The sequence below is a fragment of the Streptomyces sp. NPDC091416 genome (assembly GCF_044756845.1).
Taxonomy (GTDB): Bacteria; Actinomycetota; Actinomycetes; order Streptomycetales; family Streptomycetaceae; genus Streptomyces.
The window spans coordinates 401647-423877 of the sequence record NZ_JBIVTU010000002.1; the positions used below are offsets into that span (position 1 = coordinate 401647).

Annotated in this window: 18 protein-coding genes; 1 reads left to right on the plus strand and 17 read right to left on the minus strand. The window is 69.6% G+C overall.

Going from position 1 to position 22231, the window contains the following annotated elements:
* From ACIQMX_RS08705 to ACIQMX_RS08770, 14 genes are all read right to left on the minus strand, one after another.
* Positions 1-379, minus strand: a 379-nt coding sequence (locus tag ACIQMX_RS08705) for a hypothetical protein (protein WP_402475927.1), incomplete at its 3' end; no start/stop codon positions are given.
* 232 nt (positions 380-611) lie between these two features.
* Complete coding sequence (locus tag ACIQMX_RS08710; protein WP_219569606.1) at positions 612-1394, minus strand: TIGR03936 family radical SAM-associated protein; 783 nt, start codon at positions 1392-1394, stop codon at positions 612-614.
* A gap of 123 nt (positions 1395-1517) precedes the next feature.
* Positions 1518-2708 carry a hypothetical protein gene (locus ACIQMX_RS08715; protein WP_402476491.1) on the minus strand — a complete coding sequence of 397 codons (1191 nt, stop codon included), beginning with the start codon at positions 2706-2708 and terminating at the stop codon, positions 1518-1520.
* Positions 2709-2813: 105 nt separating this feature from the next.
* A complete protein-coding gene (locus tag ACIQMX_RS08720; protein WP_363065889.1) occupies positions 2814-4739 on the minus strand; it encodes a TIGR03960 family B12-binding radical SAM protein in 1926 nt (641 codons plus the stop codon).
* Positions 4740-4789: 50 nt separating this feature from the next.
* Entirely contained in the window at positions 4790-6319 is a 1530-nt protein-coding gene (locus ACIQMX_RS08725; RefSeq protein WP_402475929.1) for a CHAD domain-containing protein, read from the minus strand.
* A 49-nt stretch (positions 6320-6368) separates the two neighbouring features.
* On the minus strand, positions 6369-7559 hold the full coding sequence (rodA, locus tag ACIQMX_RS08730) for a rod shape-determining protein RodA (protein ID WP_402475931.1): 1191 nt from the start codon (positions 7557-7559) through the stop codon (positions 6369-6371).
* On the minus strand, positions 7559-9724 hold the full coding sequence (gene mrdA / locus ACIQMX_RS08735) for a penicillin-binding protein 2 (RefSeq protein WP_363065883.1): 2166 nt from the start codon (positions 9722-9724) through the stop codon (positions 7559-7561). The genes rodA and mrdA overlap by 1 nt, the downstream gene beginning before the upstream one ends.
* Positions 9725-9782: 58 nt before the next feature.
* Entirely contained in the window at positions 9783-10448 is a 666-nt protein-coding gene (gene mreD / locus ACIQMX_RS08740) for a rod shape-determining protein MreD (RefSeq protein ID WP_363065881.1), read from the minus strand.
* An 11-nt stretch (positions 10449-10459) separates the two neighbouring features.
* On the minus strand, positions 10460-11512 hold the full coding sequence (mreC, locus tag ACIQMX_RS08745; RefSeq protein ID WP_363065879.1) for a rod shape-determining protein MreC: 1053 nt from the start codon (positions 11510-11512) through the stop codon (positions 10460-10462).
* Between the two features lie 99 nt (positions 11513-11611).
* A complete protein-coding gene (locus ACIQMX_RS08750; RefSeq protein ID WP_007448937.1) occupies positions 11612-12631 on the minus strand; it encodes a rod shape-determining protein in 1020 nt (339 codons plus the stop codon).
* A gap of 290 nt (positions 12632-12921) precedes the next feature.
* A complete protein-coding gene (ndk, locus tag ACIQMX_RS08755; protein WP_018103190.1) occupies positions 12922-13335 on the minus strand; it encodes a nucleoside-diphosphate kinase in 414 nt (137 codons plus the stop codon).
* A 96-nt stretch (positions 13336-13431) separates the two neighbouring features.
* Positions 13432-13788, minus strand: a complete 357-nt coding sequence (locus ACIQMX_RS08760) for a DUF4233 domain-containing protein (protein ID WP_363065876.1) — start codon at positions 13786-13788, stop codon at positions 13432-13434.
* Between the two features lie 5 nt (positions 13789-13793).
* The gene (locus ACIQMX_RS08765; protein WP_363065874.1) at positions 13794-15317 is read right to left on the minus strand and encodes a folylpolyglutamate synthase/dihydrofolate synthase family protein; all 1524 of its coding nucleotides are present in this window, start codon (positions 15315-15317) and stop codon (positions 13794-13796) included.
* A gap of 110 nt (positions 15318-15427) precedes the next feature.
* The gene (locus ACIQMX_RS08770; protein ID WP_363065872.1) at positions 15428-18049 is read right to left on the minus strand and encodes a valine--tRNA ligase; all 2622 of its coding nucleotides are present in this window, start codon (positions 18047-18049) and stop codon (positions 15428-15430) included.
* Between the two features lie 139 nt (positions 18050-18188).
* Between ACIQMX_RS08770 and ACIQMX_RS08775 the strand changes: the two genes are divergently transcribed.
* Positions 18189-19205, plus strand: a complete 1017-nt coding sequence (locus tag ACIQMX_RS08775; RefSeq protein ID WP_363065870.1) for a hypothetical protein — start codon at positions 18189-18191, stop codon at positions 19203-19205.
* 74 nt (positions 19206-19279) lie between these two features.
* Here the strand turns inward: ACIQMX_RS08775 and clpX are convergent, their stop codons facing one another.
* From clpX to ACIQMX_RS08790, 3 genes are all read right to left on the minus strand, one after another.
* Positions 19280-20578 (minus strand): ATP-dependent Clp protease ATP-binding subunit ClpX, encoded by a 1299-nt coding sequence (clpX, locus tag ACIQMX_RS08780; RefSeq protein WP_363065868.1) that lies wholly within the window; start codon positions 20576-20578, stop codon positions 19280-19282.
* A 156-nt stretch (positions 20579-20734) separates the two neighbouring features.
* Positions 20735-21418 carry an ATP-dependent Clp protease proteolytic subunit gene (locus ACIQMX_RS08785; RefSeq protein WP_124717721.1) on the minus strand — a complete coding sequence of 228 codons (684 nt, stop codon included), beginning with the start codon at positions 21416-21418 and terminating at the stop codon, positions 20735-20737.
* Between the two features lie 78 nt (positions 21419-21496).
* Complete coding sequence (locus ACIQMX_RS08790) at positions 21497-22102, minus strand: ATP-dependent Clp protease proteolytic subunit (protein ID WP_018551584.1); 606 nt, start codon at positions 22100-22102, stop codon at positions 21497-21499.
* Positions 22103-22231: the final 129 nt, after the last annotated feature.

Genomic DNA, 22231 nt, shown 5'->3' on the forward strand with positions numbered 1-22231 from the left:
AGGCACGACGACGCGCACGCGGCGCCTCGACCGGCTCCACGACCTCTTCCCCGACCGGCTCGGCAGCCGCGACAACCGGCTCCACGACCTCCACGGCCTCGGCGGCCTGCGGCGCACCCGCAGGAGAAGTCGCCTTACGGACGGCGCGGCGGCGCGCACGGACGGGCGGGGCCGCCTCGGCGTTCTCTGTGCTGGTCTCCGACTCTCCGGCGTCAACGGCCGGTATGGCCGAAGCGTCGGCTCCGGCCTGGGTGCCCGTGGTCGGCGGGCCCGCCGGGCGGGATGCCGCGCGGCGCCTGCGGCGCGGCGGCAGCTTGTCCCCGGGGGTGTTGCTGTCTTCTGCGTTCCCGGCCGTGCCGGGTTCGGTGGGCTGAGGCATGCGGGCGGTTCTCCCGTCGGGCTCCCGGGCGCCGCGTCTGATTCCGGTCCGGCACGGTCCGCATGAGGTACGCGGTACCGCCGTCCGGGGCGCGGTCGCCGCACGGGGGCTGAATGTCTGGCTCGCCGGTTCCCTACGCGGTGTGCGCACGGCCTGGCGAAAGTCTTATGGGTCAGCGCGCGGCCCGGACCAGGTGGCTCCCGAGTCCGAGGGCTGCGCTACAACGACCGCCTTACGCGGAACCTGCACCTTCAGGCGCCGTCGCGACGGCGGTCCCGGTGGCCGTGGGTAGAACGGCCGGGGCTGCCTCGCGGTCGGGCGCGAGCGGGTCGGTCACCGTGCCGGACTCCTCGTCGAAGAGCCCCTGCGCCAGCCTGGTCACCGCTGCGGGGACCGGCGGCGCCAGGTCGGCCACAACGCGGAGACCGGACAGGACGTCGTCAGGCCGAACGGCAGGTGTCACGTGCCGAACAACCAGCCGCAGTATCGCACAGGCCTTGTCCCCGGGCCTATCAGGCTGATGATCAAGGGCCTGCAGGTCGACGACGGCGGACCGGGCGTCGAAGCTCCGGATGCCGTTCTTCGTACGGCGCTCGACCTCGACGGTCTCGGCCGCGTTGAACGCGGCGACGGCCTTCTCGGCGTCCTCCACGGCGACCCCGTTCAGCCGCATCTCCCAGATGGAGGCGGTGAGCCGGTCGGCGAGACCCGAGGTGCGGGCCTCGACGGCGTCGGTGATGTCCAGACCGTCCGGCAGCGAGTCGTTGAGGAGCTCGCGCAGCGTGCCCGGGTCACGGGCCTCGGTGAGAGCGATCTCCAGGAACTCGGCCTCGCTGCCCGTGCCGGTGGGTGCGGCGTTGGCGTACGACACCTTGGGGTGCGGGGTGAAGCCCGCCGAGTAGGCCATGGGCACCTCGGAGCGGCGCAGCGCCCGCTCGAAGGCACGCTGGAAGTCTCGATGACTGGTGAACCGGAGGCGGCCGCGCTTGGTGTAGCGCAGTCGGATGCGCTGCACTGCCGGTGCGGGCGGCGGGCCTTCGGGCTGTCGCTTGCCCAGTGGTTCTTCTCCTCGGTGCGGAGCGGACGTGGTGGCACGCCGCCCTCGAAATACGGGTGGCCCCGGGGTGCCCGGTCCGGCTCACCCCTGCGGGACGGATTTCTCTTTCCGCAGGGAGATCTCTGGTTCGGGCGCCACGCTGGGCACAGTCGTTGTACTACCCAGAGTACGCGCAAGGACGCTTCCAGGTTCCCGGGGCTCGGGTTCGCGTGGCCCGCCGACCAGCGCCCGCCACGCGTCGCGCCTGGCCTGCCGGACGGTCTCGCGGGCCGTGCGGAGCGTCTGCCGGGCCGTCCGCCCCACCGCACGGGCGACCCGTCCGGCCGGTGCGAACACGGCGTCGCGCAGGAAGTGGCCGACCGGGGTGCACACCGTGCGGTAGGCCCAGGCCACCGGCGCTGCGACCAGGTGCCGGGCCAGCCACGCCAGCGCCCGCCCGACGGCCCGCGAGAGGAATCCGGCGACCCGCCAGGCGACGCCGAAGGCGGCGGCGGTCTCCCGGCCGACGGGGGTCAGGATTCGCCGGTACACCCAGACCACCGGAGTGACGAGCAGCACCGTGACCAGCCACCGAACAGCGGCCCCCAGCCCCCGGCAGGCGGCCTCGACGGCGCGGACCAGCAGATCGAGGAGCCAGGCGATGCCGTGGCCCAGCGGGGTGAGCAGTTCCCGGTACGTCCACACCAGCGGCAGCACGATCAGATGCTCCGCCAGCCAGGCGGCGGCCAGTCCCAGCGGCTTGAGGACATGGCGCCACAGCAGGACCACCGGCATGACGAGCACGACGGTGAGCAACCATTTCACGGCGGTGGCGATCGCCCGTCCGCCCGGGTCCAGAAGCGCCCGCCGCACCCAGCGCAGCCCGTGCCCGAGCGGGGTCAGCACGTGCGCGTAGACCCAGGTGACCGGCACCACGACCCCGTACCGGACCCCGGGCACGACCACGTACCGCCACAGCGCGACCCACGGCCACACGAACACCGCCACGGCCAGCCACCGCAGCCCGTGCCCGAGCGGGGTCAGCACCTGGGCGTACAGCCATCGGCCCGGAGTCACGACCAGCGTCTCGACGAGCCACGCCAGCGCGCGCCCCAGCGGGCGCACCAGAGTCCGGTCGGCGGCACGGACGCCCACGACCAGAGCGTCCCAGGCCATCCGCACGGGCAGGACGAGGACGAGGACGACGAGCCTCACCGGAATCCTGACGAGCGTGGTGAGGCAGCCGTCGCCGCTCTCGTACCGCGCGGGTGCCTGGTGCTTTCCGTATTCCATGCAGGGCATGACGCGAAGGTCCGGTCGGGGGTTTCCCCGACCGGACCTTCGTCACCGAGCTGTCACCCGTCAGAAGCCGGGCGGCGTCGCCTCACTGACAGTGCCTCACTTCACGACCGTCAGCGGGAGGAGCTTCTTGCCCGTGGGGCCGATCTGGATGCTCGTGTCCATCTGCGGGCAGACGCCGCAGTCGAAGCACGGCGTCCAGCGGCAGTCCTCGACCTCGGTCTCGTCGAGCGAGTCCTGCCAGTCCTCCCAGAGCCAGTCCTTGTCGAGACCGGAGTCCAGGTGGTCCCAGGGCAGGACCTCCTCGTAGGTCCGCTCACGGGTGGTGTACCAGTCGACGTCCACGCCGAAGTCGGGCAGTGCCTTCTCGGCGCTCTTCATCCACAGGTCGTAGCTGAAGTACTCGCGCCAGCCGTCGAACCGGCCGCCGGCCTCGTAGACGGCGCGGATGACGGAGCCGACGCGGCGGTCGCCGCGGGAGAGCAGGCCCTCGACGATGCCGGGCTTGCCGTCGTGGTAGCGGAAGCCGATCGAGCGGCCGTACTTCTTGTCGCCGCGGATCTTGTCGCGGAGCTTGGTGAGCCGCGCGTCGGTCTCCTCGGCGCTGAGCTGGGGGGCCCACTGGAAGGGGGTGTGCGGCTTGGGGACGAAGCCGCCGATGGAGACGGTGCAGCGGATGTCGTTCTGCCCGGAGACCTCACGGCCCTTGGCGATGACGTTGACCGCCATGTCGCCGATCTGCAGGACGTCGTCGTCGGTCTCGGTGGGCAGGCCGCACATGAAGTACAGCTTCACCTGACGCCAGCCGTTGCCGTACGCGGTGGCGACCGTACGGATCAGGTCCTCCTCCGAGACCATCTTGTTGATGACCTTGCGCATGCGCTCGGAGCCGCCCTCGGGGGCGAAGGTGAGACCGGAGCGGCGCCCGTTGCGGGTCAGCTCGTTGGCCAGGTCCACGTTGAACGCGTCGACGCGGGTGGAGGGCAGCGAGAGGCCGATCTTGTCCTCGGTGTAGCGGTCCGCGAGGCCCTTGGCGATCTCACCGATCTCGGTGTGGTCCGCGGAGGAGAGGGAGAGCAGGCCCACCTCCTCGAAGCCCGTCGCCTTGAGGCCCTTCTCCACCATGTCGCCGATGCCGGTGATGCTTCGCTCCCGCACGGGGCGCGTGATCATGCCGGCCTGGCAGAAACGGCAGCCGCGGGTGCAGCCGCGGAAGATCTCCACGGACATCCGCTCGTGGACGGTCTCGGCGAGCGGCACGAGGGGCTGCTTGGGGTAGGGCCACTCGTCGAGGTCCATGACCGTGTGCTTGGACACCCGCCACGGCACGCCCGACTTGTTCGGTACGACGCGGCCGATGCGGCCGTCCGGGAGGTACTCGACGTCGTAGAAGCCGGGGACGTAGACGCCGCCGGTCCTCGCGAGCCGGAAGAGCACCTCCTCGCGGCCGCCGGGGCGGCCCTCGGCCTTCCAGGCGCGGATGATCTCGGTGATCTCCAGGACGGCCTGCTCGCCGTCGCCGATGACCGCGCAGTCGATGAACTCCGCGATGGGCTCGGGGTTGAACGCGGCGTGGCCGCCCGCGAGCACGATCGGGTCGTCGAGGCCGCGGTCCTTGGCGGACAGCGGGATGCCGGCCAGGTCCAGGGCGGTGAGCATGTTGGTGTAGCCGAGCTCGGTGGAGAAGCTCAGCCCGAAGACGTCGAACGCCTTGACGGGGCGGTGGCCGTCCACGGTGAACTGCGGCACCTTGTGCTCGCGCATCAGCGCTTCGAGGTCCGGCCAGACGCTGTACGTGCGCTCGGCGAGGACGCCCTGGCGCTCGTTGAGCACCTCGTACAGGATCATGACGCCCTGGTTGGGGAGCCCGACCTCGTAGGCGTCCGGGTACATGAGAGCCCAGCGGACGTCGCATTCGTCCCACGGCTTGACGGTGGAGTTGAGCTCACCGCCGACGTACTGGATGGGCTTCTGCACATGCGGGAGCAGAGCTTCGAGCTGTGGGAAGACCGAATCGACAGACATCGCGAACTTTCGAGAGCCGGCAGGGGTGACCATCCAGCGTACCTCGCTGCTCAGCCCTTCAGCTCCGCCCGCAGCCGGGGCTTCGACGCTCTCGCCCAGACCTGTGGCAGTTCGCGCTCCAGGCCTGCGGCGGACGCCTCCTCCTCCCCGTACAGCAACCCCCAGGTGAAGGCGGTCTCCCCCGCCGCGTGCGCCTGGAAGGCCAGCGTGCGCAGGGTGTCGCGGGCGACGACGCTGTCCTGGTGGCCGCCGAGCACCGACTGCAGGGCCTTCATCCGTTTGGCGAACTTCCTGGCGGGCTTCCCGAGTGCGGGCCTGGCGGCCTCCGCCGCGTAGCGGGCGCGTTTGGCGGCCTTGCGGGCCTCGTGCGTGGCCACGTCCCGGCCGTGACCGGGCGGCTGCGCGAAGGCGTGGTCGACACGCGCCGCCAGGCGCTCGTAGTCCTTCAGGACGGCCCGGGGCAGCGCCTTGCCGGGGGCGTGGCCCGCGGACCTGCGCAGCGGCGGGTCCGCGAGAAGTGCGTCGAGGCTCTCCAGGAGCGCCAGATAGCGCTCGCCGTCCAGCGCGGCGAGGATCCGCTCCCGGGATTCGACGCCGTGGGCGGTGGACCATATGCGCAGCCGGGCGGCGGCCGGGCCCAGGAGCAGTGTCTGCGGGACGCCGCCGAGGCGGGTGCGCAGGCGCTTGTCGAGCACCTCGTGGTCGCGTCCGGCACCGAGTTCGTCTGCGAGCCATTTCAGCTCGTCGCCGACCGGGTCGGTGACGGTCCGGTCGAGGAGGGCGCGGTACGTCTTGAAGGAGCTGCGCAGCCGACGGGTGGCGACCCGCATCCGGTGCACGGAGTCGGGCAGGTCGCGCCGTACCGCCGGGTCGAGGGTGACGATCGCCTCGGCCTGACGGCGTATGTAGGCGAGGACGTGGTCCCCGGCGGTGACGGGGGCGGCCCGCCGCTCCTTCTTCCCGGGGGGCTCGGAGCCCGGTGCGGTCTCCTCCAGGGCCCTGGCCAGCTTGGAGGCGGCGGCCGCGGGCCGCACTCCCTTCCTGCGCAGCCGCTTCTCGACGGCGTCCAGGAGCGCGGGGTCGCCGTCGTCGGCGAGCTCGACCTCGATCTCCGTCCAGGCCGCCGTGGGGCCGCCGCTCTCCGGCAGCCGCTCGGCGCAGACCTCGTCGACGCCGATCTCGGCGAGGAGCCCGCCCTCGCCGTCGACGAGGTGGTGGACGTCACGGGTGGTGAGCAGCCGGACGACGGGGACGATCTCCGCGTCGCGGACCCGGGAGCGGAGCAGCGCGGCCAGCTCGCCGGGGAGCGTACCGGCCGGCGGGGCCTGGATCTCGTCGCGGACGCCGGGGGCGACGGGGAACTTGAGGTGCCAGCCGGGGTCGCTCCCGCCGGTCCTGCGCCGCAGGGTCAGGGAGTCGGCGGCGAGGCGGAAGTCATGGGTGTCGTAGTAGACGGCGTCGAGTTCGCTCACGCCCCGGTGGACGACGGCCGAGACCCCGGCGACCTTCGTCAGGTCGGGCAGCCGGGTCTCGGTCGCGGCTTCGTACTTCCGCTCGATCTCGCGCTTGGAGTCCGCCATATACCGAACCTATCCGCGAAAGGGACGGATATGCAGGGTGTGTACGGGATCAGGCCGTTATCGGCCGCTGCACCCTGATCGACTGGAGCAGACCGATGGCCACCCAGACGGCGAACATCGAGGAGCCTCCGTAGGAGACGAACGGCAGGGGCAGTCCGGCGACCGGCATGATGCCGAGCGTCATGCCGATGTTCTCGAAGGCCTGGAAGGCGAACCAGGCGATGATTCCGGCGGCGACGATCGTGCCGTAGAGCTCGGTGGTCTCGCGGGCGATGCGGCAGGCGCGCCACAGGACGATGCCGAGCAGGACCAGGATCAGTCCGGCGCCGAGGAAGCCGAGTTCCTCACCGGCGACGGTGAAGACGAAGTCGGTCTGCTGCTCGGGGACGAACTGGCCGGTGGTCTGGGTGCCCTGGAAGAGGCCGGTGCCGGAGAGGCCGCCCGATCCGATCGCGATACGGGCCTGGTTGGTGTTGTAGCCGACTCCGGCCGGGTCGAGGGCCGGGTTGGCGAAGGCGGCGAACCGGGCGATCTGGTAGTCGTCGAGGAGCCCGAGCTGCCAGATGGCGACGGCTCCGGCGACGCCCGCGCCGAGGATTCCGAAGATCCAGCGGTTCGAGGCCCCGGAGGCCAGCAGCACGCCGAGCACGATGACGACCATCACCATCACGGAGCCGAGGTCCGGCATCCCCATGACGACGGCCATCGGGAGCGCGGCGAGGCCGAGGGCCTTGGCGACGGTCCGGTGGTCGGGGTGCAGCTGGTCGCCCGCGTCGACACGTTCGGCGAGCAGCATCGCCATGACGAGGATGATGGTGATCTTGGTGAACTCGGAGGGCTGGAGGGAGAAGCCGCCGGGCAGGAGGATCCAGGCGTGGGCGCCGTTGACGGTGGCGCCGAGCGGGGTGAGGACCGCCATCACGAGGAGCACGGACAGCCCGTACAGGATCGGCACCGCGCCGCGCAGCGTCCGGTGGCCGAGCCAGATCGTGCCGATCATCAGGGCGAAGCCGATGCCGGTGTTGAGGGCGTGGCGGAAGAGGAAGTAGTACGGGTCGCCGTGGGTGAGCGAGTCACGTCCGCGGGTCGCCGACCAGACGAGCAGCGATCCGATGAAGGACAGGGCGATCGCCGAGCCGAGCAGCGGCCAGTCGAGGCGGCGCACGAGGGAGTCGCGGGCGGTGAGCCTGCCCCAGCCGGAGCGTTCGGGGCCGTACCGCGGGACGGAGAAGCCTGCCATCAGTCACGCCTCCCCAGCACTGCGGCGAGCGTCTGCTCGTCGGCCGGCTTCTGCGACGCGGGGTCGTAGGGCTTGATCTTCGGGGCGTCGATGGTGCCGTCCGTCTGGATCTTCGGCAGCGACTTCTGCGGGGTCGGCAGCAGGGCCTTCTTGAGGTCCTGCTTGCCCGAGGCGTCGAGGCCGTAGAGGGCGTTGTAGATGTTGCGGACGGCGGGCCCGGATGCTCCGGAACCCGTACCGCCCTGGGAGATCGTCATGACGATCGAGTAGTCCTTGGTGTACGTGGCGAACCAAGAGGTCGTCTGCTTGCCGTAGACCTCGGCCGTACCCGTCTTGGCGTGCATCGGGATCTTGTCCTGCGGCCAGCCGCCGAATCGCCAGGCGGCGGAGCCGCGGGTCGCGACACCCGCGAGGGCTTCGTCTATTTCGTTGCGCGTCTTCTTGGTGAAGGGGAGCTTGCCGTGCGACTTCGGCTCGATCTCCTGGACGGTCTTGCCGTCGCCGCTCACGATGGCCTTGCCGACGGTGGGGTCGTAGAGGGTGCCGCCGTTGGAGATGGCCGCGTAGATGGTGGCCATCTGGATCGGGGTGACGAGGGTGTCACCCTGGCCGATCGAGTAGTTGACGGAGTCACCGGCGCGCATCCTGTCGCCTTCGAGGCAGTTCTCGTACGCGATCTGTTCGACGTACGTGCCGCCCTTCTTGCCCTGCTTGCACCAGGCGTCGTGGTTGGCCTTGGCGAAGTTCTTCTTCCACTCGCGGTCCGGGACGCGGCCGCTGACCTCGTTGGGGAGGTCGATGCCGGTCTCCTTGCCGAGGCCGAACTGGTGGGCGGTCTTGTAGAACCAGTCGTTGGGGTTCTTCTTGGGGCTGTTCCCGCCGTCCTTCTGCCACTCCTTGTGCGCGAGGCCGTAGTACACGGTGTCGCAGGAGACTTCGAGGGCGCGGCCGATGGTGATGTTCCCGTAGCCCTGGGACTCGAAGTTCTTGAAGGTCTGTCCGCCGATGGAGTACGAGCTGGGGCAGGGGTAGTTGCCGTCGAAGGGGTATCCGGCGTTGACGGCGGCGGTGGAGGAGATGACCTTGAAGATGGAGCCCGGGGCGGCCTGGCCCTGGATGGCGCGGTTCAGCAGCGGGAAGTTGGAGTTCTTGCCGGTGAGCTTGGCGTAGTCCTTGGCGGAGATACCGCCGACCCAGGCGTTGGGGTCGTAGTTGGGCAGCGAGGCCATGGAGACGACGCGGCCGGTCTTGGCCTCCATGACGACGACGGCTCCGGAGTCGGCCTTGTAGTTCTCGCCGGTGTTGGTGTCGAACTCGGTGCGGGCGACCTTCATGGCCTGGTTGAGTTCGTACTCGGCGACGGCCTGGACGCGGGCGTCGATGGAGGTGACGACGCTAGCGCCGGCCTCCGCCTCGTCGTTCTTGGCCTGGCCGATGACGCGGCCGAGGTTGTCGACCTCGTAGCGGGTGACGCCCGCCTTGCCGCGCAGTTCCTTGTCGTACGTGCGCTCAAGGCCGGAGCGGCCGACCTGGTCGGAGCGGAGGTAGGGCGAGTCGCTGTCCTGGGCCTTGGTGATCTCGTCGTCGGTGACGGGTGAGAGGTAGCCGAGGACCTGGGCGGTGTTGGCCTTGCCGGGTGCGGCGTAGCGGCGGACGGCGGTGGGTTCGGCGGTGATGCCGGGGAAGGCCTCGGCGCGCTCGCGGATCGTCAGGGCCTGCTGGGTGGTGGCCTCGTCGGTGACGGGGATCGGCTGGTAGGGCGAGCCGTTCCAGCAGGGCTGCGGGGTCTTCGCGTCGCAGAGCCGGACCTTGTCGATGACGTCCTTGGGCTTCATGTCGAGGACGCCGGCGAGCCGGGTCAGGACGCTTGCGCCGTCGTCGTCCATCTTCAGCAGTTCGGTGCGGCTGGCGGAGACAACGAGGCGGGTCTCGTTGTCGGCCAGCGGTACGCCGCGGGCGTCGAGGATGGAGCCGCGGGCGGCGGGCTGGACGACCTGCTGGACGTGGTTGTTCTTCGCCTCGTCGGAGTACTCCTGGCCGTTGCGGATCTGGAGGTACCAGAGGCGGCCGCCGAGGGTGAGCAGCAGGGAGAAGACGAGGACCTGGATGACGATGAGGCGGATCTGGACGCGCTGGGTCCGTCCCGTCTCGGGGATGTTGGTCATGGGGCGCCCCCGGTGGTGGTCGGGCGGGGGGTGGCGTTGCCCCCGGAGGATTGCGGCCTCACAGTCGCTTGACTCCCTTGATCCGTCCGGCGCGTGCGGCGCGGTTGCGGGCGGCCTTGACGCGCAGTCCGCCGCGCTGGCTGCCGATCCGCAGTCCGGTGCCGGCGGCGAGCCAGCCGGCCGCGACGTCGCCGCGGCCGGAGGAGGACTCGGTCAGCGGGTCGTTCACCGTACGTCTGGCGACGGCCATGATCAGCGGGACGGTGAACGGCGCGAGGAGCAGGTCGTAGACAGCCGCGGTGAACAGCAGGCTGCCCAGGCCCACATGGCGGGCCGCCGTGTCGCCGACGAGAGCGCCGACGCCCGCGTAGAGCAGGGTCGATCCGATCGCCGCCGCGACGACCACGGCCATCGGGAGGAAGGCGGACTTGAGCTGCCCGTTCTCGGGCCTGGCCAGTCCGGCGAGGTAGCCGATGACACAGAGGACCAGGGCGTAGCGTCCGGCGGCGTGGTCGGCGGGGGGTGCGAGGTCGGCGAGGAGTCCCGCGCCGAAGCCGATGAGGGCCCCGCTGACGTGTCCGTACACGAAGGCCAGGCCGAGGACGACCATGAGCAGCAGATCGGGTACGGCGCCGGGGAGCTGGAGCCGGGCGAGTACGGATACCTGGACGACGAGGGCGACCACGACCAGAACGATGGAGAGCAGAGTCCGGTTGACGCGCATGGGGATCAGCTCTACCTCTGTTCGTTTACCGCGTTGTCGGCGTTCGGTGTGGCGTTCCCACTGGGGTTCGGGTCCGGGCTGCCGCTGGGACTCGTGCTCTGGTGGATGTTCCCGACGACGTTGCCGTTGGTGTCGACGATGTCGCCGTTGGGCGAGATGGTGACCGTGACGGTCGGGGTGGGCTTCGGTTTGGCGGGCTTGGCGGCCTTCTTCGGCAGGACCGCGTCGCGCGGGTCCTCGCGCGGTGCCTGGACGACGATGCCGACGATGTCGAGCTTGGTGAAGCCGACGTACGGGCGGACGTAGACGGTACGGGTCAGGTCGCCGCCGGACGGGTCGACGCGGACGACTTCGCCGACCGGGACGCCGGGCACGAACGGCTTGTCCTTGCTGGAGCCGAAGGTGACGAGGCGGTCGCCCTTCTTGACCTTGGCCTTGCCGTTCAGGAACTGGACGGACAGCGGGCGCGAGCCCTGACCGGTGGCGAAACCGAGTTCGTCGGTGGCCTCCATCCGGGTGCCCACGGTGAAGTCGGGGTCGTTGGCCAGGAGCACCGTGGCGGTGTCGGGGCCGACGGTGGTGACGCGGCCGACGAGTCCGTCGCCGTTGAGGACGGTCATGTCGCGCTTGAGGCCGTCCTTGGATCCGGCGTCGATGGTGACCGTCCAGGAGAAGCCCTGGGCCGGCCCTATGGCGATGACCTCGGCGGCCTTGATGCCGTACTGGCCGGCGTTCGACTTCTTGAGCATCTTGTCGAGCTCGCGGACCCGGTTGCGGTTGCGGTCGTCGCTGCCCAGCCGCACCTTGAGCGCGGCGTTCTCCTGCTCCAGCGCGGCGATCTTGTCGTGGCGGGTACCGGAGGCGCGTACGGCCCCTATGGCGTTGCCCACCGGATCGACCGCTGCCGCCATGCCGTTCTCCACCGGTCCGAAGACGGTGGCGGCGGCCTGCCGGGCGCCGTCCACCGGTGACTCCTCGCCGCCGCGGATGTCCACCGTGATCAGTGCGAATGCGATGGCGATCAGCAGCACCAGGAGCAGCCGGCTCTCTCGTGTGTCCCTCACGTGCGGCGGCCGTGCCTTCCTCGTAGGAATGTTCGTGCCTGTATATCAACGATCCCCCGCGCGGAGCGGCAGCGTCCGCGCGGAGGGCCGTTTGGGTTTCTACCGTCGGGGCTGGGCGTCCAGCACCTGCTGGAGCGCCTCGAACTCCTCGACGCACTTGCCGGAGCCGAGCGCCACGGAGTCCAGCGGGTCCTCGGCGATGTGGATCGGCATGCCCGTCTCGTGGCGCAGCCGCTCGTCCAGGCCGCGCAGCAGCGCGCCGCCGCCGGTGAGGACGATGCCGCGGTCCATGACGTCGCCGGAGAGCTCCGGCGGGCACTTGTCCAGCGTCGTCTTGACCGCGTCGACGATCGCGTTGACCGGCTCCTCGATCGCCTTGCGGACCTCGGCGGCGGAGATGACCACGGTCTTGGGCAGGCCCGAGACGAGGTCACGGCCGCGGATCTCGGTGTGCTCGTCCTTCTCCAGGTCGAACGCCGAACCGATGGTGATCTTGATCTGTTCGGCGGTGCGCTCACCGAGCAGGAGCGAGTACTCCTTCTTGATGTGCTGGATGATCGCGTTGTCCAGTTCGTCACCGGCGGTCCGGATCGACTGGGCAGTGACGATTCCGCCGAGCGAGATGACCGCGACCTCGGTGGTGCCGCCACCGATGTCGACGACCATGTTGCCGGTGGCCTCGTGGACCGGCAGACCGGAGCCGATGGCCGCCGCCATGGGCTCCTCGATGATGTGCACCTGGCGCGCGCCGGCCTGCGTCGACGCCTCGATCACGGCGCGTCGCTCGACCCCGGTGATACCGGAGGGCACGCAGACGACGACCCGTGGGCGGGCCAGGTAGCGGCGCTTGTGGATCTTCAGGATGAAGTAGCGGAGCATCCGCTCCGTGATCTCGAAGTCGGCGATCACACCGTCCTTCAGAGGCCGTACGGCAACGATGTTGCCCGGTGTACGGCCGATCATCTTCTTGGCCTCGGACCCGACCGCGAGAATGCCGCCGGTGTTGGTGTTGATGGCCACGACGGACGGCTCGTTCAGAACGATGCCGCGCCCCCTGACGTACACCAGCGTGTTGGCAGTCCCGAGGTCGATAGCCATGTCACGGCCGATGAACGACATTGAGTTCCCCTTGTTCCCCATGAGGATGCGTCGGGCCTTCCCAGTCGAAAGCGATGGCTTGTTCTGGTAGGCGAGGTGAGCGCTGCGGGCGTGGAAGCTTCCATCGTAGTGCCGGACAGGCCGACACAGCGCGAGGGTCCTTCGCCATGCTGAGCAGAACGGGTGGCCGTTCCACTCATGGTGACGTTACGTCGGAGGGATGCGTTCCCGCGATCGGGGACCCTATGCCGAAGGGCGACCGAATTACTTCGGTCGCCCCAGGTCAACAGCGCTGTTCGGCTGATCGGAGGTCAGGAAAGTCCCGGAAAGAACAGCTTCATTTCTCGCTCTGCGGACTCCTCCGAGTCCGAGGCGTGGATGAGGTTCTCCCGGGTGATGGTGCCGAAGTCACCACGGATCGAGCCGGGCGCGGCGGCGATCGGGTCGGTGGGGCCGGCCAGGGCGCGGACGCCCTCGATGACCCGCTCGCCTTCGGCCACCAGGGCGACGATCGGCCCGGACTGCATGAACTCGACGAGCGGCTCGTAGAACGGGCGGCCGACGTGCTCGGCGTAGTGCTGTTCCAGCGTGGCACGGTCGAGGGTGCGGAGCTCCAGCGCCGTGATCTTCCAGCCGGCCTTGCGCTCGATGCGGCCGACGATCTCGCCGACCAGACCGCGACGGACGGCATCGGGCTTGAGAAGAACGAGGGTGCGCTGGGTCATGTGCGGCTCCTTGCAGGCATACGGGTGCGGTGAGGCGAGGTTACAGGGGTACGGTGACGGGCCCGCGGCCGGGTTTAGCGGCCGGGCGGGCCCGGGTCAGCTGCCGGCGGGCGCCTGGGCCGCCTCCTGTGCGGCCCACCGGGCCTTCACCTCGTCGATCTTCCGGCCGTAGTGCACGGAGGCCCACCACAGGCCGCCGAAGGCCAGGCCGAGGACGAACATCATCGGGACGACGAAGCCACTGGCGACCAGCGCGATCTGGAGCGCCCAGCCGAGCTGTATGCCGCCGGGCCGGGTGAGCATCCCGCAGAGCAGCACGGAGAGCAGCATGCCGATGCCGCAGACCGTCCAGACCGTGGCGGACGTCAGGTCGTCGGACTTCATCGCGACGAGTCCGGCGAACCCGATCACGAAGAACTCACCGATCAGTGTCGATGCACAGAGCGTACGCACGTCGGTCAGCGCCTTCCCAGAAGCAGCCGGGCCTCGCCGACCGTGATCACGGATCCGGTCACCAGCACCCCGGCGCCCGCGTACTCGTCCTCTTCCTCGGCGAGGGTGATCGCCGCCTCCAGCGCGTCGTCGAGCCGGGGTTCGACCTGGACGCGGTCGTTGCCGAAGACCTCGACGGCCACTGCGGCGAGCTCGTCGGCGTCCATGGCGCGGGCGCTGGAGTTCTGGGTGACGACGACCTCGGCGAAGATCGGCTCGAAGGCTTCCAGGAGCCCCCGCACGTCCTTGTCGCCGCTGGCTCCGACCACACCGATCAGCCGGGAGAAGCCGAACGCCTCGGAGAGGCCCTCGGCGGTGGCCAGGGCGCCCGCCGGGTTGTGCGCGGCGTCCAGGACGACGGTCGGGCTGGAGCGGACCACTTCGAGGCGGCCCGGCGAGATCACGGAGGCGAAGGCCTTGCGGATGATGTCGGCGTCGAGCGATCCGGTCTGCTCGGCACCGATACCGAAGAACGCCTCGACCGCGCAGAGCGCCACCACCGCGTTGCGCGCCTGGTGCGCGCCGTACAGCGGAAGGAAGATGTTGTCGTACTCGCCGCCGAGGCCGCGCAGTGTCAGGAGCTGGCCGCCGACCGCGATCTCGCGGGAGACGACGCCGAACTCCATGCCCTCGCGGGCCACGGTGGCGTCGACCTCGACGGCCTTCTTCAGCATCACCTGAGCGGCGTCGACGGGCTGCTGGGCGAGGATGACCGTCGCGTCCTGCTTGATGATCCCGGACTTCTCCACCGCGATCTCGCCGGGTGTGGAGCCCAGCCGGTCGGTGTGGTCCAGCGAGATGGGGGTGACGACGGCGACCGTGGAGTCGATCACGTTGGTCGCGTCCCAGCTGCCGCCCATGCCTACCTCGACGACGGCGACATCGACCGGCGCGTCGGCGAAGGCCGCGTACGCCATGCCGGTGAGGACCTCGAAGAAGGAGAGGCGGTAGGGCTGCTGCGCGTCGACCATCTCGACGTACGGCTTGATGTCCTCGTACGTGGAGATGAACCGCTCGGGGTCCATCGGGGCGCCGTCCAGGCTGATCCGCTCGGTGATCGACTGGACGTGCGGCGAGGTGTAGCGGCCGGTGCGCAGGTCGAAGGCGCCGAGCAGGGCCTCGATCATGCGGGCCGTGCTCGTCTTGCCGTTGGTCCCCGTGATGTGGATGGAGGGGTAGGCGCGCTGCGGGTCGCCGAGCACGTCCATCAGCGCGGCGATGCGCGTCACGGACGGCTCCAGCTTGGTCTCGCCCCAGCGCCCGGCGAGCTCCTGCTCCACCGCGCGCAGCGCCTTGTCCACCTCCGGGTCGGCGGGGCGGGCGGGGACCTCGTCGCCCGTGGGCGGTCCGGAGGCGGCGCGCAGCGTGCGGCTCCCGGCCTCGATCACCGCCAGGTCGGGGTCGCGCTGGGTCGCTTCGTCGACGATCTCCGCGAAGGTCTCGTCGGAGTCGGACGCGTCGTGCCGGTCGGAAGGGCGGGGCTCACTCACGGGGCCAGTCTACGGACCGGCACGGACATCGCGCGCAGCCGCCCGGTGGCGCGGGTACGGGAAAGCCCCCGCACCCCTCGCGGGAGGGGTACGGGGGCTCCGTCGCGGTGTCAGGCCTGCGGCAGGGCCGCGAGCTGGCCGGTGATCCGCTCGATGTCGGCCTCGGCCTTGGTGAGCCGGCCGCGGATCTTGTCGACCACGTTGTCCGGGGCCTTGGCCAGGAACGCCTCGTTGCCGAGCTTGCCGGTGGCCTGCGCCTTCTCCTTCTGCGCGGCCTCCAGGTCCTTCGTGAGGCGCTTGCGCTCGGCGCCGACGTCGATCGTGCCGGACAGGTCGAGGGCGACGGTGGCTCCGGCGACCGGCAGCGACGCGGTGGCGTGGAAGCCGTCGCCGGCCGGCTGGAGCCGCGCGAGCTGGCGGATGGCCGCCTCGTGCGGGGCGAGCGGCGTGCCGGTCAGGGTCAGCTCGGCCGGGACCTTCTGGCCGGGCTGGAGGCCCTGGTCGTTGCGGAAGCGGCGGACCTCGGTGACGACCTGCTGGACGAGCTCGATCTCCTGCTCGGCGGCGTCGTCACGGAATCCGCTGTCCGCCGGCCAGTCGGCGATGACGACGGACTCGCGGCCGGTGAGCGCGGTCCACAGGCTCTCCGTGACGAACGGGACGACGGGGTGCAGCAGGCGCAGCATCACGTCGAGGACCTCGCCGAGGACCCGGCCGGAGATCTCGGCAGGGCGGCCGCCGCCGAAGAACGTGGTCTTGGACAGTTCGAGGTACCAGTCGAAGACCTCGTCCCAGGCGAAGTGCCGGAGCGACTCGCTGAGCTTGGAGAACTGGAAGTCGTCGTAGAACGCGTCGACTTCGGCGACCGTCTTGTTGAGGCGGGACAGGATCCAGCGGTCGGTCACCGACATCTCGTCGGCGGACGGCAGCTCGCCCTCGATCGTCGCGCCGTTCATCAGGGCGAAGCGGGTGGCGTTCCAGATCTTGTTGGAGAACTTGGCGGAACCCTGGACCCACTCCTCGCCGATCGGGACGTCGGTGCCGGGGTTGGCGCCGCGCGCGAGCGTGAAACGCAGCGCGTCGGAGCCGTACTTGTCCATCCAGTCCAGCGGGTTGACCACGTTGCCGAAGGACTTCGACATCTTCTTGCCGTGCTCGTCGCGGACCATGCCGTGCAGGACGATCGTCCCGAACGGCGGGACGCCGTCGTTGACGTACAGGCCGAACATCATCATCCGGGCGACCCAGAAGAAGAGGATGTCGTAGCCGGTGACCAGGACGGAGTTCGGGTAGAACTTCGCGAGGCTGTCGGTCTGTTCGGGCCAGCCGAGCGTGGAGAACGGCCACAGGCCGGAGGAGAACCAGGTGTCCAGGACATCGCTGTCCTGGGTCCAGCCCTCGCCGGTGGGCGCCTCGTCGTCCGGTCCGACGCAGACGACCTCGCCGTTCGGGCCGTACCAGACGGGGATGCGGTGGCCCCACCAGAGCTGGCGCGAGATGCACCAGTCGTGGAGGTTGTCGACCCAGTCGAAGTACCGCTTCTCCATCTCCTGCGGGTGGATCTTGACCTTGCCGTCGCGGACGGCGTCACCGGCCGCCTCGGCGAGCGGCGCGACCTTGACCCACCACTGGAGGGACAGGCGCGGCTCGATGGTGGTCTTGCAGCGCGAGCAGTGGCCGACGGAGTGGACGTACGGCCGCTTCTCGGCGACGATCCGGCCCTCGGCGCGCAGGGCTGCGACGATGGCGGAGCGGGCCTCCAGGCGGTCCAGGCCCTGGAAGGGGCCGGGGGCCGTGATGACGGCGCGCTCGTCGAGGACCGTGAGGAACGGCAGGTCGTGGCGCTTGCCGATCTCGAAGTCGTTCGGGTCGTGCGCCGGGGTCACCTTGACGGCGCCGGTGCCGAACTCGGGGTCGACGTGGTGGTCGGCGACGACCGGGATGGTGCGGTCGGTCAGCGGCAGCTTGATCTGCTTGCCGACCAGGTGCTTGTAGCGCTCGTCGTCGGGGTGGACGGCGACGGCGGTGTCACCGAGCATCGTCTCGGCGCGGGTGGTGGCGACGACGATGGTCTCGTCGCCCTCGCCGTACTGCATGGAGACGAGCTCGCCGTCGTCCTCCTGGTACTCGACCTCGATGTCCGAGATCGCGGTGAGGCAGCGCGGGCACCAGTTGATGATGCGCTCGGCGCGGTAGATCAGCCCCTCGTCGTACATCCGCTTGAAGATGGTCTGGACGGCCTTGGACAGGCCCTCGTCCATGGTGAAGCGCTCACGGGACCAGGCGACGCCCTCGCCGAGGCGGCGCATCTGGCCGGAGATCTGGCCGCCGGACTCGTTCTTCCACTTCCAGACGCGCTCGACGAAGGCCTCGCGGCCCAGGTCGTGGCGGGACTTGCCCTCCTTGGCGAGCTCGCGCTCGACGACGTTCTGGGTGGCGATGCCGGCGTGGTCCATGCCCGGCTGGTAGAGCGCCTCGAAGCCCTGCATCCGCTTGCGGCGGACGAGTGCGTCGATCAGCGTGTGCTCGAAGGCGTGTCCCAGGTGCAGGGATCCGGTGACGTTGGGCGGCGGGATGACGATGGAGTACGGCGGCTTGTCGCTGTGCTCGTCCGCCTCGAAGTAACCGCGTTCTACCCAGCGCTCGTACAGCTTCCCCTCTACCTCGGCCGGCGTGTACTGGGTCGGCAGTTCGGGGATGCTGGCTGGCTGATGCGCTGCGTTCTCGGTCACGCCCACAGTTTAGGGCCGTCACAAGCGTGCACTGAAACCGGTTTGTTCAGTAACGGTGTGGCTCCCGGTGCCCCACGCCCGCGGGCCGTCCGTCAGGATGTTCGGAACGCATAAGCATCACGAACAGGGGACACCGCAGATGAGCTACAACCAGCCGGGCCCGTACGGTGGCCAGCCGCCGCAGGGCCAGCCCGGACCGTACGGCCAGCAGCCGGGTCCTTACGGCGGTCAGCCGCCGCAGGGCCAGCCGCAGGGTCAGCCCGGCTACGGCTACCCGCAGCAGGCCCCCCAGGGCGTCCCGCCCCAGCAGCAGCCCCCGCAGCCGGGCTACGGCTACCCGCAGACCCAGCAGCCCGGCCCGTACGGCCAGCAGCCCCCCACTCCCCCGTACGGCGGCCAGCCGGCCTACGGCCAGCAGCCCGGCTACGGCCAGCAGCCCGGCTTCCCGCCGGCCGCCCCGCCGAAGAAGAAGACCGGCCTGATCGTGGGCGGCGTGATCGTGGCGCTGGCGGTCATCGCGGGCGGGGTGTACTTCCTGACGTCGGGCGGCGCCAGCAACAGCGACGTCGACGACGCCACCAAGGGGTACAAGCTGACGCCGTCGGCGACGCTGGACGGCTACAAGAAGCAGGCCGGTTCCGAGAAGTCAGGAGCGCCGACCGCGGCGGAGAAGACCAAGCTCGACGGACTCGGGATCAAGAACCCCCAGAAGGCGGGCGCCAATTACCAGTCCGGCTCCGAGGAGAACCCCCTCGCGGTCAAGTCGATCACGCTCGAGGGCTACTGGGGCGACGTCACCGACCCGGCGAAGGTCATCGACAACGCGTTCAACAACGCGGAGAACGAGTTCGCGAAGGGCGAGGACGGGGTGAATGTCGAGCGTGTCGGCAGCCCCAAGTCCGTCACGCCGGACGGCTTCAAGGGCGCCCTCATGAAGTGCCAGGACCTCAAGGTACTGAACAAGGACGGCGACGGCACCGCCGCCAAGGGGCCGAAGGAATTCACCATCCCCGTGTGCGTCTGGGCCGACTACGGCACCGTGGGCACCGTGATGGGCGTGGACGTGGCTCTCTCCATGACCGGCAAGGGAATGGATCAGGGCGAGGTGGCGGACCTGACCGCCAAGCTCTACAACACCTCCCGCACCAAGATCTGACCCGCACGACGCGAAGGGGCGCCCCGCCGGCCGAACCGGCGGGGCGCCCCTTCGCGTACGTCTCTACGCCACCGCTACGCGGACTTCTCGTGCCGTCCCTCGTCACCCTTGCCGATCGTCCGCGGCTCGCGCGGGACCAGCGTCGGGTTGACGTTGTTGCGGACCACGTCCGCCGTGATGACGACCCGGGCGACGTCCTTGCGGGACGGCACCTCGTACATCACCGACTGGAGGACCTCCTCCATGATGGCGCGCAGGCCGCGTGCGCCGGTCTGGCGCAGGATCGCCTGGTCGGCGATGGCCTCCAGTGCCTCGCGCTCGAAGTCCAGCTCCACGCCGTCGAGTTCGAACAGCCGCTGGTACTGCTTCACCAGGGCGTTGCGCGGCTCGATGAGGATCTGGAGCAGCGCCTCGCGGTCCAGGTTGTGGACCGAGGTCAGGACGGGGAGGCGGCCGATGAACTCGGGGATCATCCCGAACTTCACCAGGTCCTCCGGCATGACCTCCTGGAACTGGTCGCTCGCCTGGATCTCGCGCTTGGAGCGGATCGTGGCGCCGAAGCCGATGCCCTTCGCGCCGGCCCGGGACTCGATGATCTTCTCCAGGCCGGAGAAGGCACCGCCCACGATGAACAGCACGTTCGTCGTGTCGATCTGGATGAACTCCTGGTGCGGGTGCTTCCGGCCGCCCTGCGGGGGCACGGAGGCGGTGGTGCCCTCCAGGATCTTCAGCAGGGCCTGCTGGACGCCCTCGCCGGAGACATCGCGGGTGATCGACGGGTTCTCGCTCTTGCGGGCGACCTTGTCGATCTCGTCGATGTAGATGATCCCGGTCTCGGCCTTCTTGACGTCGTAGTCAGCGGCCTGGATCAGCTTCAGCAGGATGTTCTCGACGTCCTCGCCGACATAGCCGGCCTCCGTCAGCGCCGTCGCGTCCGCGATGGCGAACGGGACGTTGAGCATGCGCGCCAGCGTCTGCGCGAGGAGGGTCTTGCCCGAGCCCGTGGGGCCGAGCAGCAGGATGTTGGACTTGGCGAGTTCGATCGCGTCGTCGCGGTTCGCACCGCCGCCGTTCTCCCCGGCCTGGACCCGCTTGTAGTGGTTGTACACAGCGACCGAGAGGGCCTTCTTCGCGGGCTCCTGCCCGACGACGTACCCCTCGAGGAACTCGTAGATCTCGCGGGGCTTGGGAAGTTCCTCCCAGCGCACCTCGCTCGTCTCCGCGAGCTCCTCCTCGATGATCTCGTTGCAGAGATCGATGCACTCGTCGCAGATGTACACACCGGGTCCCGCGATGAGCTTCTTCACCTGCTTCTGGCTCTTTCCGCAGAACGAGCACTTGAGCAGGTCGCCGCCATCACCGATGCGTGCCACGAGGTGCTTCCCCTTCGCCTGGGAGACGCCTGGTTCAGCGGCTCCTGGTGCCTCTATCCGACGGTACCTTGCCTTGGCCCCCGTTCGGGCCCCCCTTGGCACGGTTCACACGGCCGGGGCCGGTGACCCTGCCGCGCCAAGGGGTAAAGGCCGACGTCAGGCGGCCGCTCCGGCCGCGCTCTTACGGGTCGACACGATCTGGTCGACCAGACCGTAGGCGAGGGCGTCCTCGGCGGTCAGGATCTTGTCGCGCTCGATGTCGTCGCGGATCTTGTCGATCGGCGTGGTGGAGTGCTTGGCCAGCATCTCCTCCAGCTGGGTCCGCATCCGCAGGATCTCGTTGGCCGCGATCTCCAGGTCGGAGAGCTGCTCCCGGCCGGTCTGCGAGGACGGCTGGTGGATCAGGACGCGCGCGTTCGGCAGCGCCATGCGCTTGCCCGGGGTGCCGGCGGCGAGCAGCACCGCGGCGGCGGAGGCCGCCTGGCCCATGCAGACCGTCTGGATGTCCGGCTTCACGAACTGCATCGTGTCGTAGATCGCGGTGAGCGCGGTGAACGAGCCGCCGGGGCTGTTGATGTAGATGGAGATGTCCCGGTCCGGGTCCATCGACTCCAGGCACAGCAGCTGCGCCATGACGTCGTTGGCGGACGCGTCGTCGATCTGCACGCCGAGGAAGATCACGCGCTCCTCGAAGAGCTTCGCGTACGGGTCGTACTCGCGCACGCCCTGCGAGGTGCGCTCCACGAAGCGCGGGACGATGTAGCGGTTGTCCACCTGCGGGCCGGTGTAGAGGCCGCTCGCGGACGCGCCGGGGAAGTTGTTCATGTGGGTGTTCACCATCCTGGTGGCGTTCTGTGGCTGGGTGTCTCGGCGTACGAGAGATGCGGTGCGGTGCGACGCGATCCGGTGGGAACCGGATCAGGCGCCGGTGCCGCCGCCGCCCGGAACGCCCGATGCGATCGTGATGATCTCGTCGATGAGGCCGTAGTCCTTGGCCTCTTCCGCGGTGTACCAGCGGTCGCGGTCGCCGTCGCGGATGATCGTCTCCACGGTCTGGCCGGAGTGGCGGGCGGTGATCTCCGCCATCCGCTGCTTGGTGCGCAGCAGGTACTGGGCCTGGATCTTGATGTCCGAGGCCGTGCCGCCGATGCCGGCCGAGCCCTGGTGCATGAGGATGTCGGTGTTCGGGAGCGCGAAGCGCTTGCCGGCGGTACCGCCGGTGAGCAGGAACTGGCCCATCGAGGCCGCCATGCCCATGCCGATGGTGACGACGTCGTTCGGGATGTACTGCATGGTGTCGTAGACCGCCATGCCGGCCGTCACCGAACCACCGGGGCTGTTGATGTAGAGGTAGATGTCCTTGTCCGGCTCGGCGGCAAGGAGAAGCAGCTGCGCGGTGATCTTGTTGGCGATGTCATCGTCGACCTGCTGACCGAGGAAGATGATGCGTTCGCCGAGCAGTCGGCTGTAGACCTGGTCACCGAGGCCTCCACCGAGGGACGGCTCTCCGGCGGCGTAGGGCATCAGATTCGTCACGTATCCACCTGCTCGTCTCTGACGGCTCCGGCCGTCTCAGCGTCTTCGTACCGGTGGGCCGGGACTCCCCGACCCTTCCTCTTCATGGACCCTAACGCGCAGGTGGGACAACGCCAT

Coding starts and splice junctions, on each gene's coding strand:
- ACIQMX_RS08715 (WP_402476491.1), bottom strand. CDS start 2,708: ATGGAATACGGAAAGCACCAGGCACCCGCGCGGTACGAGAGCGGCGAC.
- ACIQMX_RS08720 (WP_363065889.1), bottom strand. CDS start 4,739: ATGTCTGTCGATTCGGTCTTCCCACAGCTCGAAGCTCTGCTCCCGCAT.
- ACIQMX_RS08725 (WP_402475929.1), bottom strand. CDS start 6,319: ATGGCGGACTCCAAGCGCGAGATCGAGCGGAAGTACGAAGCCGCGACC.
- rodA (WP_402475931.1), bottom strand. CDS start 7,559: ATGGCAGGCTTCTCCGTCCCGCGGTACGGCCCCGAACGCTCCGGCTGG.
- mrdA (WP_363065883.1), bottom strand. CDS start 9,724: ATGACCAACATCCCCGAGACGGGACGGACCCAGCGCGTCCAGATCCGC.
- mreD (WP_363065881.1), bottom strand. CDS start 10,448: ATGCGCGTCAACCGGACTCTGCTCTCCATCGTTCTGGTCGTGGTCGCC.
- ACIQMX_RS08750 (WP_007448937.1), bottom strand. CDS start 12,631: ATGTCGTTCATCGGCCGTGACATGGCTATCGACCTCGGGACTGCCAAC.
- ndk (WP_018103190.1), bottom strand. CDS start 13,335: ATGACCCAGCGCACCCTCGTTCTTCTCAAGCCCGATGCCGTCCGTCGC.
- ACIQMX_RS08775 (WP_363065870.1), top strand. CDS start 18,189: ATGAGCTACAACCAGCCGGGCCCGTACGGTGGCCAGCCGCCGCAGGGC.
- ACIQMX_RS08785 (WP_124717721.1), bottom strand. CDS start 21,418: ATGGTGAACACCCACATGAACAACTTCCCCGGCGCGTCCGCGAGCGGC.
- ACIQMX_RS08790 (WP_018551584.1), bottom strand. CDS start 22,102: ATGCCCTACGCCGCCGGAGAGCCGTCCCTCGGTGGAGGCCTCGGTGAC.